This is a genomic window from Bacillus sp. FSL K6-2971 (assembly GCF_038006405.1).
Classification (GTDB): Bacteria; Bacillota; Bacilli; order Bacillales; family Bacillaceae; genus Bacillus; species Bacillus pumilus.
Genome location: NZ_JBBOVD010000001.1, coordinates 2,983,723 through 2,998,542, shown reverse-complemented (window position 1 = coordinate 2,998,542; position 14,820 = coordinate 2,983,723). Strand labels below are relative to the sequence as shown.

Genomic DNA, 14,820 nt, shown 5'->3' with positions numbered 1-14,820 from the left:
GGGATCATAGATGGATTCTACATTCGATGAAGTAACCGAAAGCCGTAGCCAAGAAGAATCGAATCCGGCTCTTGCGAAACGTGCAGTGATTGAAGCACAGGCGTTTGCAGGCTTTTGGATTAGGTTTTGGGCGTTTATTCTTGATTGGCTTGTCGTCTGGGGTGTCAACCATTTGACGGTTTCTCCAATCTTTAGTCTGTTTGGCTGGTCCAAAGGAGGAGGATGGTTTTCTCCATTCTCTGTCACAACGACGATAGTATTCCTACTTTATTTCGCCATCATGACGAAAATCTTTCAACAAACGCTTGGGAAAATGGTGTTTGGGATCAAAGTGGTCTCACTTCAACCTGAGAAGAAACTGGCATGGGATGTCATTTTCTTTAGAGAGATTGTGGGACGCTATATTAATACGCTTTTTGTACTCTATGCTGTTGTTGGATTCACACCGAAAAAGCAAGGGGTTCATGATTACTTTGCCGATACGGTGGTCGTCCATGAACATTTATATGAAAAAACAGAAGCAAACGTATAATCAGAGGAGTTTGGCCGGGTACCGGTCAAACTCTTTTTTCATGATTGGGTATAAAATCCCGAATGAGAGCCATAATCGTAGAGGAAGCATCATTTGTTATGGAGGAAGTGAGCACAGTGCTTTACGTTTGGATCGCAGCTTTTTTGTTCCTTGGGATCTTATTGATCTTCATGAAAGTGACCATTTCACTGGATTATTCACATGCAAATGACAATGACCACCTTGCACTGAAAATCATCACCTTATATGGAATCATCAGACTCAAAAAAGACATTCCGATGGTGAGGGTCAATCCAGAAGATCAAACGATCGATATACGTGAAAAGAAAATGGCGAGCGCCAAAACCCCTAGTCACGAAAAAGAATCTATACATAAAAAAGTGGGAAAACGTGATATGAAGCAAATCCTTCATCAAATGGAGCGCATCACAAAAGAGATCGTCGATTTAAACCGGATCATGCATAAATTCTTCATTCACATGAGAATTGTATCGTTTCACTGGTCAACATGGATCGGCTTTCATGACGCCGCTTTAACAGGTGTAGCAGCCGGCGGGGTGTGGTCAGTGAAAGGAGCACTGCTTGCCTTTATGCAGGAGCATCTCACCTTTAAGCATAAACCGGTATATGAAGTCATTCCTGCCTTTCAGCACAATGTGTCACAAACCCAGTTTACATGTATAGCTTATTTTCGTATTGGACATGCTATGCTTGCAGCCATTCGTTTACTTGTCCATTGGTTAAAAGGAAGAAAGGCGAGAAAAAGTGCCTCTCTTCAAGCAACGAAGAATGAATCATCTGTTTAAGGAGGAACCCGAAAATGGCAGATCATCCAATCCAAGGTCTTATGAAGACAGCGATGGAAAACTTAAAAGAAATGATAGATGTGAATACGATCATCGGCGATCCAGTCGAAACACCTGACGGCAGTGTCATCCTTACTGTATCGAAGGTTGGTTTTGGATTTGCAGCAGGCGGCAGTGAATTTAACGGGAACCAAAAGAAAGAAAAACGTTCTGATGATCAAGAACGAAAAGAACCGAGACTCCCATTTGGCGGAGGAAGCGGCGGAGGTGTGTCTATTACACCAATCGCCTTCTTAATTGTCGGAACAAACGGCGTTCGAATGCTTCATTTGGATGAACATACACATCTGCTTGATAAAATATTGGATTCTGCTCCTCAAGCAATTGAACGTCTTCAGCACATGTTTAAGAAGGATGAACGGGAGAACCGTCATAAAGAACGAAAACTAGATGACATAGACCTTTAAAAAGTTAGCTGCGCTGCAGTTAACTTTTTTTTCAAAAGCGAAGATTAGGCTTTGCAGTTTTTTGCTTTCTCTACTATGATAGAACCATACATTTGATAAGGGAGGAATTGTTTTGGCATCGATCACATTTAAAGGGAGTTCTGTCACGCTTGTAGGAAATGAAGTAAAAGTAGGCGAGCAGGCTCCGGATTTCACGGTATTAACGAACTCACTAGGGGAAGTTTCACTTTCTGATTTAACAGGAAAAGTGACGATCATCTCAGTGATTCCTTCTATTGATACAGGTGTGTGTGACGCACAAACAAGACGTTTCAATGAAGAGGCAGCCGGTTTAGGTCCGGTCAATATCTATACAATTAGTGCAGACCTTCCATTTGCACAAGCACGCTGGTGCGGAGCAAACGGAATTGAAAATGTCGAAACATTATCTGATCACAGAGATATGTCATTTGGTGAAGCATTCGGTGTATATATGAAAGAATTGCGTTTATTGGCGCGTGCAGTTTTCGTATTAGACCCTAATGGGAAAGTGGTTTACACTGAATACGTAAGCGAAGCAACGAATCACCCAAATTATGAAAAAGCCATTGAAGCTGCAAAATCACTGTTATAAAAGCAGCATCGACAAGAGCTCCGGCTTCATACTGGGGCTCTTTTCAATGAGAACATATAGCTTTTAACAAAGCGAGGAGAGAAAAGCATTGCAGAAAGATCAAGTAAGTACGATTTTCGAGCTGCTCGATACAGCTTCTATTCGATTAAAAAAGGATCAAAGCATTTCCTATATTGAGGCATTAGCTGAAGCAGGAGAAGCCTTTTTCCAAGCAAATGATCGAGACGGTTTACTAAAGGATGTAATAGAGAAAGCAGATTTTGCTTCTTATGATCATGAGCAGATTCGTAAAGCGTTTCAGCTCGCCGTATTGAAAGGACAAAAGGATATTTCCCATCCAAATCGTCAGATGACCCCAGATACGATCGGGCTGTTTGTCAGCTATTTGGTGAATAAATTTTTAGAAGGTCAAAAAGAGCTAGTTGTCTTTGATCCAGCAGCAGGGACAGGGAACTTACTGCTTGCTGTCTTAAATAATCTGACTGCAGAAACAAAGCGCGGTTTTGCGTCTGAAATTGATGATGTACTCATTAAAATTGCATGGGCACAGGCGAACTTGGAAGAGAAGGAAGTCGAGCTTTTCCATCAAGACAGTCTTGAGCCGCTTTTGATCTCTCCAGTAGATGTCACTGTATGCAGTCTGCCAGTTGGTTATTATCCAAATGATGAGCGTGCAGCAGACTATGAATTAAAGGCAAAAGAAGGACATGCATTTGCGCATTATTTATTTATTGAACAAAGCCTTCGTTACACGAAAGAAGGCGGCTTCCTATTCTTCATCATTCCAAACGATTTGTTTGAAGGAAAAGAAAGCGTGCAATTAAAGGACTTTATCAAAGATCAGGCATATATGAATGCATTAATTCAGCTGCCGGTCTCCATGTTCAAGGACAAAAAGCACGTCAAAAGCTTGTTTGTGATGCAAAAGAAAAAGGAAGGCTTGGAAGCACCAAAACGGATGCTGTTTGCCAATCTGCCGTCTTTCTCACAAAAAGAATCAATGGTGGGTGTAATGAGAAAATTAGACCAATGGTTTATAGAAGAAAAAGAAACGAAAGAATAGCCAGAGTGATGTCTGGCTTTTTTATTATTCAGAAAATAACGACTTATCGATGTAAGCGATAACAGTTCGAAGGTGCACTTGAAATGCAAAGTTTTCAATGTTTAAATGAAAAAGTCAGATATTTTTCGGACTAATCGTTAAACTATAAAAGACCCGTCAAACAGGTTGAATATAGCACCGGAAAAAACGTGAAACCTTATATAACAACTGAGTAAAAGGAGCGACAAGAATGTCTAAAATTATTGCAATCAACGCAGGAAGCTCATCTCTTAAATTCCAATTGTTCGACATGCCAGAAGAAACCGTTTTAACAAAAGGTCTTGTTGAAAGAATCGGAATGGACAACAGTATCTTCACGATTTCTGTAGATGGAGAAAAGAAAACAGAAGTCACAGATATTCCAGATCATGCAGTAGCGGTTAAAATGCTGCTTGAAAAACTAATTGAATTTAACATCATAAAAGACTTTAATGAAATTGATGGTGTAGGACACCGTGTTGTTCACGGCGGAGAGAAATTCAGCGACTCTGTTCTTTTAACTGATGAAGTCATCAATGACATTGATAAGCTTTCAGAGCTAGCACCACTGCACAACCCTGCAAACGTTGTAGGAATCAAAGCATTCAAACAAATTCTGCCTGACGTACCAGCGATTGCTGTGTTCGATACAGCCTTCCACCAAACAATGCCAGAGCAGTCTTACCTATACAGCCTTCCGTACGACTACTATAAAAACTTTGGTATTCGTAAATACGGATTCCACGGGACAAGCCATAAGTTCGTAACAGAGCGTGCATCAGAGCTCTTAGGCCGTCCTCTTGAAGAGCTTCGTTTGATCTCTTGTCACCTTGGAAATGGTGCGAGTATCGCAGCAGTTGAAGGCGGAAAATCAATCGATACTTCAATGGGCTTCACGCCGCTTGCGGGTGTTGCAATGGGTACACGTTCAGGTAACATTGACCCTGCCCTTATTCCATTTATTATGGAGAAAACAGGACATACAGCTGAAGAAGTACTTTCTACTTTGAATAAGAAGAGTGGTCTTTTAGGTGTGTCTGGTCTATCAAGTGACCTTCGTGATATTGAAGAAGCAACAGAAGAAGGAAACGACCGTGCAGAAGTAGCTCTTGATATTTTTGCAAGCCGTATTCATAAATACATCGGTTCTTATGCAGCGAGAATGAATGGCGTAGATGCGATCATCTTCACAGCTGGAATCGGTGAAAACAGTTCAGAAGTAAGAGCACGTGTCCTTCGTGGTCTAGAATTCATGGGCGTTTACTGGGATCCTTCTCTTAACAACATGAGAGGCGAAGAAGCATTCATCAGCTATCCGCACTCTCCTGTGAAAGTGATCGTCATTCCAACGAACGAAGAAGTCATGATTGCAAGAGACGTTATGCGCTTAGCATAATCAAAATGAAGAAGCTCTTTTCCAAAAAGGAAAAGAGCTCAGATTGTTGACAAAGGGCTAAAATGACTTTTATTTTAGCCCTTTGTCTTCTTTTCAGCGTGATAGAAAACCTTTGCAGCCCTAGGAAGGACGAGCACTGGCGCGGAGCGAATTTGTCATTCGTGAGCACCAGTGCAGAGGACTGACACCGAATGCGAGGGTTTGTCTACACGCTTAGCTCTTTTCCAATAAGGAAAAGAGCTTTTTTCTGTTGAAAGCAGCATGCTATAATGTTGTCCAATACGAACCAAAAGGGAGCGGTGCGAAAATGAGCGTGACAGAACATAAACGTGAGGCGAAAACGAGGCTTTATGTGAAAGTCATTACGGTCAGTGATACAAGAACGAAAGAAACAGATAAAAGCGGCCGCTTGATGATTGATTTGCTTAAAGAACAGGGACATCTCATTCTTGCATACGATATTGTAAAAGATGACATTGGAGCGATCCAAGACGCTGTGTTAGAGGGAACAGGCGAACCGAAAATAGATGCCGTCTTGTTAAACGGGGGCACAGGAATTGCCGCAAGGGATGTCACCATTGAAGCGATCACCCCGCTTTTCTCCAAGGAGCTGCCAGGCTTTGGCGAAATCTTCCGCATGCTGAGCTATACAGAAGACATTGGTTCAGCCGCTATCTTGTCCCGGGCAGCGGCTGGGGTCGTTAACCAAAAAGCGGTCTTTGCCACACCAGGCTCTACTGGAGCTGTTCGTTTAGCCATGACAAAACTCATCATTCCTGAGCTTCCTCACGTCTTGCGAGAGCTTGAAAAGGATCAAAAATAGCCCAAAATGACTCTGCCAAGAAAATTTGGCAGAGTTTTTTTCATAAAGGGGTTGAAAAAACAATTTTTCCTTGTTACAGTGTATACATACTAAATGCATGTTTATAAATTAAAACTTATTTTTATGCAAAAAAACATTCACAGAATCAAAACAAGTGAGAGGAGCTTTTCAATCATGTCACAAAATAAAAAAGTCGTATTAGCATATTCCGGAGGTCTTGATACCTCTGTTGCAGTTAAATGGTTACAAGAGCAAGGATACGAAGTCGTTGCTTGCTGCCTGGACGTAGGTGAAGGAAAAGACTTAGCATTCGTTCAACAAAAAGCACTTCAAGTCGGAGCGGTTCAGTCTTACATGATTGACGCAAAAGAAGAATTCGCAGAGGAATTTGCACTAACTGCTTTACAAGCACACACGATGTATGAAGGGAAATATCCGCTTGTATCTGCATTATCTCGTCCACTTATTGCAAAAAAACTAGTGGAAGTCGCAGAAAAAGAAAATGCAGTAGCGGTTGCGCACGGATGTACTGGAAAAGGAAACGACCAAGTCCGTTTTGAAGTATCCATTAAAGCGTTGAATCCAGACCTAGAAGTTCTTGCACCAGTGCGTGAGTGGAAATGGTCTCGTGATGAAGAAATCGATTATGCACAAAAACATGGTATTCCAATTCCGATTAACTTAGACAGCCCATATTCAATCGACCAAAACCTTTGGGGCAGAAGTAACGAGTGCGGCATTTTAGAAGACCCTTGGGCTGCGCCGCCAGAAGGAGCATATGATTTAACGACGCCACTTGAAAAAACACCTGACACACCTGAAATCATTGAAATCACGTTTGAAAAAGGAAAACCAACAGCTATTGATGGTATTCAGTATTCATTATCTGATCTCATCCTTCATTTAAATGAAGTCGCTGGTCAGCATGGGGTTGGCAGAATCGACCACGTTGAAAACCGTCTTGTAGGCATTAAATCTCGTGAAGTGTACGAATGCCCAGGTGCTGTCACACTTCTAAAAGCACATAAAGAGCTTGAAGATTTAACACTAGTGAAAGAAGTCGCACACTTTAAGCCAATCGTTGAACAAAAAATGGCTGAATTAATATACAATGGCTTATGGTTCTCACCTCTTAAAGGAGCACTAGATGCTTTCTTACAAGAAACACAACAGAACGTAACAGGTGTTGTACGTGTGAAACTATTTAAAGGCCATGCCATTGTAGAAGGACGTAAATCACCATATTCACTTTATGATGAAAATCTAGCAACTTACACAAAAGCAGATGAATTCGATCATGATGCAGCGGTAGGATTTATTAACCTTTGGGGCTTACCAACAAAAGTAAACAGCATCGTGAATAAAAAGGAGCAGGTTAAAGCATGAAAAAGCTTTGGGGAGGCCGATTTCAAAAAACACCAGAAAAATGGGTCGATGAGTTTGGCGCGTCCATTCATTTCGACAAACAATTAGTCAAAGAAGATCTGACCGGCTCCCTTGCTCATGCAAGTATGCTGAATACATGCGGTATCCTGGGCGATGACGAGGCCGCTGCCATTAAAGATGGACTGAATACGCTCATGAAAAAGGCAGAGGCAGATGAACTCGAATTCTCAGTGGATTATGAGGACATCCATTTAAACCTTGAAAAAATGCTCATTGATGAGATTGGTCCGCTTGGCGGCAAATTGCACACAGCGAGAAGCCGGAATGATCAGGTTGCAACCGATATGCATTTATATTTGAATAACCAAGTAGAGCATATCATTGAACTGATCTCTTCCTTTCAAACAGTGCTAGTGGAAAAAGCAGAACAGCACGTTGAGACGATTTTTCCAGGATATACGCACTTGCAGCGTGCACAGCCTATTTCCTTTGCGCATCATATGCTCGCCTATTTCTGGATGCTAGAGCGTGACAAAGCGCGTTTCCAAGATTCTTTGAAGCGAATTAACGTGTCTCCACTTGGATGCGGGGCGCTAGCAGGAACGACATTCCCGATTGATCGTGAATATACAGCAGAGCTGCTTGGCTTTGATCATATTTACGAAAACAGCCTTGATGGCGTGAGTGATCGGGATTTCATTTTAGAGTTTTTGTCTAATAGCAGCCTTGTCATGATGCACCTCTCGCGTCTTTGTGAGGAAATCATTTTATGGTGCTCTCAAGAATTCAAATTCATTGAGCTTGATGACACATATGCAACGGGCAGCAGCATGATGCCGCAAAAGAAAAATCCGGATATGGCAGAATTGATCCGCGGGAAAACAGGCCGTGTGTATGGCAACCTGATGGGGCTTCTCACCATTATGAAAGGCTTGCCGCTTACGTATAACAAAGACTTGCAAGAAGATAAAGAAGGCATGTTTGATACAGTCAAAACCATTGCTGGCAGCCTGCAAATCTTCACAGGCATGATTCAAACAATGACAGTGAACGAAGATATCATGAAAAAAGCAACAAAAGAAGATTTCTCAAATGCGACCGAAGTGGCAGACTACCTTGCGAAAAAAGGCATGCCATTCCGTGAAGCACACGAAATCGTTGGCAAGCTCGTGTATACATGCATTCAAAAAGGCATCTACTTAAGTGATCTTCCGTTTGAGACATTTATAGAAGCGAGCGATCTTTTTGAAGAAGATATTTACACTGTTCTTGATCCATATGTTGCTGTTGAAAAAAGAACAAGTGCAGGTGGAACTGGATTTAAACAAATTCAACTCGCTTTAGAAAAAGCAAAAGCCTGCCTAGCGTAACTGACCAAAACCATTCGTTTATACGGATGGTTTTTTGTCATGGAAAAAGGAGATTGATCATCATTGGAGAAGTTTGAAAACATACCAGTGTTAAGCTGAAGAGGGAGTGACAGCAGTTCATGAAGAAAACGCTTCAGGCTTTGTTTGACCAGCCCATCGTATCAGTTGAAACGTTAGGAGAACAGTACGACGGACGGGCTAATGATGTGTGGCTGATCTCCTTACAAGACAAAACGGAATATGTGGTGAAATCTCCTGAAATGACAATAGTAGAAAGTGAATTTGTATATGGGATCAACATGATCTATGGAGTAAATGCCCATACAGGACAAGAACATCTCGATCAAATCAATGAAAAGCTGGCTCTGACGAATTCCTTTCATATTCCGGAAGTTGTTCGTAAAGTGAAGAAGGTGGGGAGACACTATTATGTCATGGAAAAAGTAGAAGGAACGCCTTCTATCGTTTTGTTTCGCTACTTCTTGATATCCATGGCTCATGGGATTTGAAAAAGTGGATGAATCACCCTATACTGTTTTACCCGCATTGATAAGGGGTTCATAAGTGCGAAGGGAGCCGGTTTATAGTAAAGTAAAGATAACAAAAGAAACACATGAACTTGCAACCTTTGTTTTAGGAGGAGATTGTGTGCGACACGCATTAATAACAGCGGGTTCTAAGGGACTTGGCAGGAAAGTCACCGAGTCTTTACTGAATATGGGGTATTCTGTGACAGTAAATTATCGAAGTGATGATGAAGCTGTGCGCCAGATGAAAGAAGAATTGCAGCAATATGAAGATAAGCTTCAATTTGTCCAAGGTGATGTGACAAACAAAGAAGATTTAAAAAATATGGTCGAGCTGGCAGCCGAGCGATTTGGGCGGATCGATGCCTTGATTAACAATGCCGGACCTTATATTTTTGAACGAAAAAAACTAGCGGATTATTCCGAAGATGAATGGTATCAAATGATGGAAGGCAACCTATCTGCTGTGTTCCATTTGTTCCGAATGGTCATCCCAATGATGAGAAAGCAAGGCTTCGGCAGAATTGTCACATATGGCTTTCAAGGCGCAGACCATGCGCCGGGATGGATGCACAGATCAGCCTTCGGAGCAGCAAAAGTGGGGCTGGCGTCACTTACGAAAACCATTGCGATTGAAGAAGCCGAAAATGGCATCACAGCCAATATGGTTTGTCCAGGCAAAATCGTTGGAGACATGAAAGAATCGACAATAGAAGAAGCACGCCAGATGAAAGACGATGAAACGCCGATTGGCAGGTCTGGTACTGGAGAAGATATCGGGCGCATCATTTCCTTTTTATGCGATGACCGCTCTGATCTGATTACAGGAACCGTTATTGAAGCAACAGGTGGTCTTAACGTCATTCACAGACATTAAGTTTTTCAGTTTTTTTATACAGGGAATAGATGAAATGAGATCAAATTCGAAAGGTGGATATACTCACATGAAAGCTACATATCACGGACATTCAGCCGTACACATTGAAACAAACGGATACCATATTTGGATTGATCCATTTTTAAATGGAAATAAGCACACAGATATCAAACCGCAAGATGTCAAAGCGGATGTCATTTTGCTCACGCACGGGCATGGAGATCATGTCGGTGATACCATTGAAATCGCTAAAAACAATGACGCGCTTGTTATCGCGCCATTCGAGCTTGCCACTTATTTAAGCTGGCAAGGGGTGAAAACGCACCCGCTTTCTATTGGGGGCGGACGTGAGTTTGAATTTGGTAAAGTGAAGCTCACTCAAGCGTTCCATGGTTCTGCTATCATTGATGAAGATGCAAAAACGATTACGTATACAGGCATGCCATCAGGTATTTTATTTACTGCAGAGGGCAAAACGATTTATCATGCCGGAGACACTGCACTCTTTTCAGATATGAAGCTGATCGGTGAGCTGAATCATATTGAGCTTGCATTCCTTCCGATCGGTGATAACTTCACGATGGGACCGGACGATGCAAGAATCGCAGCCGAATGGCTTCGGGCGAAGCAAGTCGTGCCGATTCACTACAGTACATTCCCGCCGATTGAGCAGGACCCACATGCATTTGCAGACAGCCTGCATGGCGGCGTCGGTCATGTGTTAAATAGCGGAGAATCGATAGAGATTTAATCAACATAGCAAAAAGCCGGCACTCAAATGCCGGCTTTTTTTGTTTACATGTATCGCGCTGAAAAAAAGACAAATTGCTATTAAAAGCCTCCTGCCCTTATAATGAAACTTAGATGAAAACGCTGAAAACAAAAAGGGTGAACGGGATTGGCGACAAAGCATGAACAAATTTTATCGTATATTGATTCATTAGAAGTCGGAGAGAAAATTTCTGTCCGGCGTATTGCGAAAGAAATGAAAGTGAGTGAAGGGACCGCTTACCGGGCCATCAAGGATGCTGAAAATAAAGGATTCGTTAGTACCATTGAACGAGTTGGTACCATTCGAATTGAACAGAAGAAAAAAGAAAATATTGAAAAACTGACATATGCAGAAGTGGTCAATGTGATTGACGGACAGGTGCTTGGAGGACGAGCTGGCTTACATAAAACATTAAACAAATTTGTCATCGGAGCGATGGAGCTTGATGCGATGATGCGCTATACGGCAGCTGGAAACCTGCTGATTGTCGGAAACCGGATCAATGCCCACAGACAAGCATTAGAGGCAGGAGCAGCTGTGCTGGTCACGGGCGGCTTCTCAACAGATGATGAAATCATTCAGCTCGCAGATGAGCTTGAGCTGCCGATCTTATCGACAAGCTACGATACATTTACCGTAGCAGCTCTCATTAACCGGGCCATTTATGACCAACTCATAAAAAAAGAGATTGTGCTTGTGGAAGATATTTTAACGCCGATCGAACGAACAGTGTATTTATCACCAGAGGATAAGCTTGAAAAATGGTATGAAAAGAACTATGAAACTGGTCACGGACGCTTTCCGGTCGCAGACGACCAAATGAAGATTCACGGCATTCTCACCTCAAAGGATATCGCGGGGCATGACCGCTCCACACCGATTGAAAAGGTGATGACGAAAAACCCGCTGACAGTCATTGGCAAAACCTCTGTCGCTTCTGCTGCTCAAATGATGGTATGGGAAGGCATTGAGGTGCTGCCTGTTGTAGATGATTATGCGAAACTGATTGGAATGATCAGTCGTCAGGATGTGCTGAAGGCGCTTCAAATGATTCAAAAGCAGCCGCAGGTCGGAGAAAAACTGGATGATGTTGTCTCAAGAGGGTTTAAAGAGACCGATACAGAAAAACCAAAGGCAGATGCCGTGTATCAATATGAGGTCACACCACAAATGACAAACCAGCTCGGAAACATTTCATATGGCGTGTTCACGCAAATTTTAATTGAATCCGCCAACCGCTTCTTAAAGTCTCATAAAAAAGGAGAGCTGATTGTCGAAAGTCTCTCTGTCTACTTCTTAAAACCGGTTCAAATGGAATCCACGATACAGATTAAGCCAAATATTTTAGAAGTAGGACGCAAGTTTGGAAAGCTGGAAGTAGAGGTTTATCATCAATCGAATATCGTTGGTAAAGCGATGCTGATGGTGCAGCTCATGGAGAGAGGATAATCAATCATAAAAGGGCGATGATGAAAAAGACAAAGGGCTAAAATAAGCATCATTTTAGCCCTTCTCTCTTATTATGCGTGATCTTTTTCGCCTTCCTTTAAAAAGAGTGGAAGGTAATGCTTGTAGGCTTTATATCCAGCCCACGTACTGCCGATACCGACAGCAACAAAAATAAATCCAATGACAAATGCGAGTGACGAGCGGTTTAAAAATAATTGATTCACACCGAAGAGCAGGACAAAGCAGCCAAGTGCCATACTGGATTTCGCCGACCAGAATTTCTTTTCGACTGGGCGGTTCGTACGGACATTCTTTGCTTTGTAGTATAAATAAAACATGGCAGAACAAATAATAAACACAATCAAAACAAGCATGTGCCAAGCCTCCATTGTAAGTGGTTACAACCCTATTTTAAACGTAAATAGGCTTGCTTACTAGAATAAATTGTCTATTCCTCACTTTTCCGTCAGGATAGATTATGATTTAATAATAAAAAGAGTATCGGATAAGAAGGAGTTTTTATGAAAAAAGAACTGATTAGAACCATATCATTATATGACACCATCATCATTCATAGACATGTAAGACCAGATCCTGATGCGTATGGATCGCAGTGCGGCCTTACGGAAATCTTGCGTGCCACCTATCCAGAAAAAAATATTTATGCAACAGGAACCCCGGAGCCAACCCTTTCATTTTTGTATGAACTTGATGAGGTGCCGGATGACGTGTACAAAGATGCCCTTGTCATTGTCTGTGATACAGCCAATCAAGCAAGAATTGACGATCAGCGCTATTCAATGGGCGACAAGCTGATGAAAATTGACCATCATCCAAATGAAGATCCTTATGGTGATTTGCTTTGGGTAGATACAGAGGCAAGCTCTGTGAGCGAAATGATTTATGAATTGTATTTAGAGGGGAAAGAAGAAGGATATCAGCTGAATACAAAGGCGGCTGAACTCATTTATGCCGGCATTGTAGGAGACACAGGCCGCTTCCTTTTCCCAAATACGACGAAAAAGACGCTCAAATATGCTGGAGAACTGATTGAATATCCATTTTCATCTTCAGACCTTTTCAATCAATTGTATGAGACGGATCTGAATGTCGTGAAATTAAATGGCTATATTTTTCAACATATTTCTTTGTCAGAGAATGGGGTCGCTTCTGTTTTCATTAAGCAGGATATTTTGGAATCGTTCCAAACGACAGCGCAGCAAGCCTCACAGCTTGTTGGGACACTTGGAAATATTGCAGGGATTAAGGCATGGGTCTTTTTTGTGGAAGAAAATGATCAGATTCGTGTTAGATTCCGCTCGAAAGGCGTCGTCATTAATACCATTGCGAAAAAATATCATGGCGGCGGTCACCCGCTTGCAGCTGGTGCGTCTATTTATGATTGGGCCGTGGCAGATGAGATTTTGCGTGATTTAGAAGAAGTATGTAAATCATCATCATGAGAGAGGGGGGCTTCAAGTCCCCTCTCTCTTTTTTTGTCATGGAGAAAAGGGTTACTTGCATACAGGGATAAACCAGCAGCCGATGTCAGTTGAATCTTCATAGGCTTGGAGATTTTGATGTTTTAATTCTTTTTTAATTAAATGAGCCATCATTTCTGTCTCAGCATAAGCACACATGCCGTCCTTGATCCGGCTTGCTTTGTCTCGTGCCATTTGACGATAGCTATAAACCTCCATTGTCCTCACCTCTTTCTGTTTTAGATCTCGTTCTACTTTTAGTGTATAAAAATTAAGGGGGAAAAGCGATCATTGAGGGCAGAAATTCATAAAAATTCCACATGATCATTTATTCAGCAAATGAAATGCGCACTTCAAGTGAAAGCTTCGTATAGATCGTCAGCTCCGTCACTTTGGCGCGGTATGCTTTTTCCCGAATGGTATATTCTTTGTTTTCGACCGTGCGTTTTAATAATTCCTTTGTTTTATAGACACTTTCAATATCCTTTGTAATAACCTCTGAGATATCCTCCTTGACCTGATCTTCAAATTTTAGCGTATCTGGCTCTGGTATTTTATATTGCTCACGATTGACGAGATGGACATCTACGCTTTGGATCAGCAGCCGCTTCTTATTATCCTCATTTAACTTATGCAAATCTTCCCGATAGAGTGTGATTTGTTCTTTCAGACTGTCCATATGGTGCTGCTGGCTTCTCAGCAGTGTCACCTGCTTTTCCTGAAAGGTTCCGTATGTAAAGAGGAAAATGAGCCAGCTCACAATCGCGCCAAACATCATCCCCGCAAAAAAACGCTGCCAGCCTGGACGTTTGTAAAGCTCCGGTACCCTCATGATGACACATGCTCCTGTGTGAGCCACGTTATAATAAGATAACCCGTTTGCGCACCGCCCATGGCAGAAACAATTAATAAAATCTGTTTGAAAATATCACGCGTGTTCCCTTCAAAAATGCCTCGTTCAAAGCTATAAACAGCATCAAACGTTCCGCCGATAGCTGCGACAAGTGCCCAAATCTTTAAACGGTTGGCAAGACTCGTAATAATGGATAAAGGCGGCTGACCAGACAAATAAGCACCAACACCGCCTATAATGGCACCACCCAAAATGACCCCAAGTGCAATAAAATAACAGCTAATAAAATTTGGAATAAAAGCTTCCTTCACATCCATTTTGTCCACCTCACTCTATTCAATATATGGTGCGTGCGGGACAAGTATGAACGGACAGAAAAGAAAGAAC

At 42.0% G+C, this 14,820-nt stretch carries 18 protein-coding genes; 14 read left to right on the top strand and 4 right to left on the bottom strand.

What is annotated here, in order from left to right; genetic code table 11:
* The first annotated feature begins 10 nt into the window (after positions 1-10).
* The 13 genes from MHI33_RS16040 to MHI33_RS15980 all read left to right on the top strand — a co-directional run bounded on the left by MHI33_RS16040 (position 11) and on the right by MHI33_RS15980 (position 12,099).
* Entirely contained in the window at positions 11-532 is a 522-nt protein-coding gene (locus tag MHI33_RS16040) for an RDD family protein (protein ID WP_003216326.1), read from the top strand.
* A 98-nt stretch (positions 533-630) separates the two neighbouring features.
* Complete coding sequence (locus tag MHI33_RS16035; RefSeq protein WP_106066890.1) at positions 631-1,338, top strand: DUF2953 domain-containing protein; 708 nt, start codon at positions 631-633, stop codon at positions 1,336-1,338.
* A gap of 14 nt (positions 1,339-1,352) precedes the next feature.
* Positions 1,353-1,805 (top strand): GerW family sporulation protein, encoded by a 453-nt coding sequence (ytfJ, locus tag MHI33_RS16030; protein WP_003216488.1) that lies wholly within the window; start codon positions 1,353-1,355, stop codon positions 1,803-1,805.
* Positions 1,806-1,917: 112 nt separating this feature from the next.
* Positions 1,918-2,418, top strand: coding sequence for a thiol peroxidase (tpx, locus tag MHI33_RS16025; RefSeq protein ID WP_003216787.1), 501 nt, complete (start codon positions 1,918-1,920; stop codon positions 2,416-2,418).
* A gap of 88 nt (positions 2,419-2,506) precedes the next feature.
* Positions 2,507-3,481: a class I SAM-dependent methyltransferase gene (locus MHI33_RS16020; protein ID WP_268508592.1), complete on the top strand. Its 975-nt coding sequence runs from the start codon at positions 2,507-2,509 to the stop codon at positions 3,479-3,481.
* A 229-nt stretch (positions 3,482-3,710) separates the two neighbouring features.
* Complete coding sequence (locus MHI33_RS16015; RefSeq protein ID WP_044139304.1) at positions 3,711-4,895, top strand: acetate kinase; 1,185 nt, start codon at positions 3,711-3,713, stop codon at positions 4,893-4,895.
* Positions 4,896-5,202: 307 nt separating this feature from the next.
* Positions 5,203-5,718, top strand: a complete 516-nt coding sequence (locus MHI33_RS16010; RefSeq protein WP_217013083.1) for a MogA/MoaB family molybdenum cofactor biosynthesis protein — start codon at positions 5,203-5,205, stop codon at positions 5,716-5,718.
* Between the two features lie 174 nt (positions 5,719-5,892).
* Positions 5,893-7,104 carry an argininosuccinate synthase gene (locus MHI33_RS16005; RefSeq protein WP_003216486.1) on the top strand — a complete coding sequence of 404 codons (1,212 nt, stop codon included), beginning with the start codon at positions 5,893-5,895 and terminating at the stop codon, positions 7,102-7,104.
* Positions 7,101-8,474, top strand: coding sequence for an argininosuccinate lyase (gene argH / locus MHI33_RS16000; protein WP_217013075.1), 1,374 nt, complete (start codon positions 7,101-7,103; stop codon positions 8,472-8,474). The genes MHI33_RS16005 and argH overlap by 4 nt, the downstream gene beginning before the upstream one ends.
* A 119-nt stretch (positions 8,475-8,593) precedes the next feature.
* Positions 8,594-8,983, top strand: a complete 390-nt coding sequence (locus MHI33_RS15995; protein ID WP_265208036.1) for a hypothetical protein — start codon at positions 8,594-8,596, stop codon at positions 8,981-8,983.
* A gap of 139 nt (positions 8,984-9,122) precedes the next feature.
* On the top strand, positions 9,123-9,878 hold the full coding sequence (locus MHI33_RS15990) for an SDR family oxidoreductase (protein WP_065098681.1): 756 nt from the start codon (positions 9,123-9,125) through the stop codon (positions 9,876-9,878).
* Positions 9,879-9,945: 67 nt separating this feature from the next.
* Positions 9,946-10,629, top strand: a complete 684-nt coding sequence (locus tag MHI33_RS15985; protein ID WP_106065740.1) for a metal-dependent hydrolase — start codon at positions 9,946-9,948, stop codon at positions 10,627-10,629.
* Positions 10,630-10,776: 147 nt separating this feature from the next.
* The gene (locus MHI33_RS15980; RefSeq protein WP_003216834.1) at positions 10,777-12,099 is read left to right on the top strand and encodes a CBS domain-containing protein; all 1,323 of its coding nucleotides are present in this window, start codon (positions 10,777-10,779) and stop codon (positions 12,097-12,099) included.
* A gap of 71 nt (positions 12,100-12,170) precedes the next feature.
* Here the strand turns inward: MHI33_RS15980 and MHI33_RS15975 are convergent, their stop codons facing one another.
* Positions 12,171-12,473 (bottom strand): YtpI family protein, encoded by a 303-nt coding sequence (locus MHI33_RS15975; RefSeq protein ID WP_003216665.1) that lies wholly within the window; start codon positions 12,471-12,473, stop codon positions 12,171-12,173.
* 147 nt (positions 12,474-12,620) lie between these two features.
* On the opposite strand from MHI33_RS15975, the gene MHI33_RS15970 reads away from it, so the two are divergent.
* Positions 12,621-13,562, top strand: a complete 942-nt coding sequence (locus MHI33_RS15970; protein ID WP_044139298.1) for a DHH family phosphoesterase — start codon at positions 12,621-12,623, stop codon at positions 13,560-13,562.
* Positions 13,563-13,613: 51 nt separating this feature from the next.
* Here the strand turns inward: MHI33_RS15970 and MHI33_RS15965 are convergent, their stop codons facing one another.
* The 3 genes from MHI33_RS15965 to MHI33_RS15955 all read right to left on the bottom strand — a co-directional run bounded on the left by MHI33_RS15965 (position 13,614) and on the right by MHI33_RS15955 (position 14,750).
* Positions 13,614-13,799: a hypothetical protein gene (locus tag MHI33_RS15965; protein ID WP_003216400.1), complete on the bottom strand. Its 186-nt coding sequence runs from the start codon at positions 13,797-13,799 to the stop codon at positions 13,614-13,616.
* A gap of 109 nt (positions 13,800-13,908) precedes the next feature.
* Positions 13,909-14,412 carry a sporulation membrane protein YtrI gene (ytrI, locus tag MHI33_RS15960; protein ID WP_003216226.1) on the bottom strand — a complete coding sequence of 168 codons (504 nt, stop codon included), beginning with the start codon at positions 14,410-14,412 and terminating at the stop codon, positions 13,909-13,911.
* Positions 14,409-14,750 carry a YtrH family sporulation protein gene (locus MHI33_RS15955; protein WP_034661856.1) on the bottom strand — a complete coding sequence of 114 codons (342 nt, stop codon included), beginning with the start codon at positions 14,748-14,750 and terminating at the stop codon, positions 14,409-14,411. Before MHI33_RS15955 ends, ytrI begins: the two co-directional genes overlap by 4 nt.
* Between the last annotated feature and the right edge of the window lie 70 nt (positions 14,751-14,820).

Coding starts and splice junctions, on each gene's coding strand:
- MHI33_RS16040 (WP_003216326.1), top strand. CDS start 11: ATGGATTCTACATTCGATGAAGTAACCGAAAGCCGTAGCCAAGAAGAA.
- MHI33_RS16035 (WP_106066890.1), top strand. CDS start 631: ATGGAGGAAGTGAGCACAGTGCTTTACGTTTGGATCGCAGCTTTTTTG.
- ytfJ (WP_003216488.1), top strand. CDS start 1,353: ATGGCAGATCATCCAATCCAAGGTCTTATGAAGACAGCGATGGAAAAC.
- MHI33_RS16015 (WP_044139304.1), top strand. CDS start 3,711: ATGTCTAAAATTATTGCAATCAACGCAGGAAGCTCATCTCTTAAATTC.
- MHI33_RS16010 (WP_217013083.1), top strand. CDS start 5,203: ATGAGCGTGACAGAACATAAACGTGAGGCGAAAACGAGGCTTTATGTG.
- MHI33_RS16005 (WP_003216486.1), top strand. CDS start 5,893: ATGTCACAAAATAAAAAAGTCGTATTAGCATATTCCGGAGGTCTTGAT.
- argH (WP_217013075.1), top strand. CDS start 7,101: ATGAAAAAGCTTTGGGGAGGCCGATTTCAAAAAACACCAGAAAAATGG.
- MHI33_RS15995 (WP_265208036.1), top strand. CDS start 8,594: ATGAAGAAAACGCTTCAGGCTTTGTTTGACCAGCCCATCGTATCAGTT.
- MHI33_RS15985 (WP_106065740.1), top strand. CDS start 9,946: ATGAAAGCTACATATCACGGACATTCAGCCGTACACATTGAAACAAAC.
- MHI33_RS15975 (WP_003216665.1), bottom strand. CDS start 12,473: ATGCTTGTTTTGATTGTGTTTATTATTTGTTCTGCCATGTTTTATTTA.
- MHI33_RS15970 (WP_044139298.1), top strand. CDS start 12,621: ATGAAAAAAGAACTGATTAGAACCATATCATTATATGACACCATCATC.
- MHI33_RS15965 (WP_003216400.1), bottom strand. CDS start 13,799: ATGGAGGTTTATAGCTATCGTCAAATGGCACGAGACAAAGCAAGCCGG.
- ytrI (WP_003216226.1), bottom strand. CDS start 14,412: ATGAGGGTACCGGAGCTTTACAAACGTCCAGGCTGGCAGCGTTTTTTT.
- MHI33_RS15955 (WP_034661856.1), bottom strand. CDS start 14,750: ATGGATGTGAAGGAAGCTTTTATTCCAAATTTTATTAGCTGTTATTTT.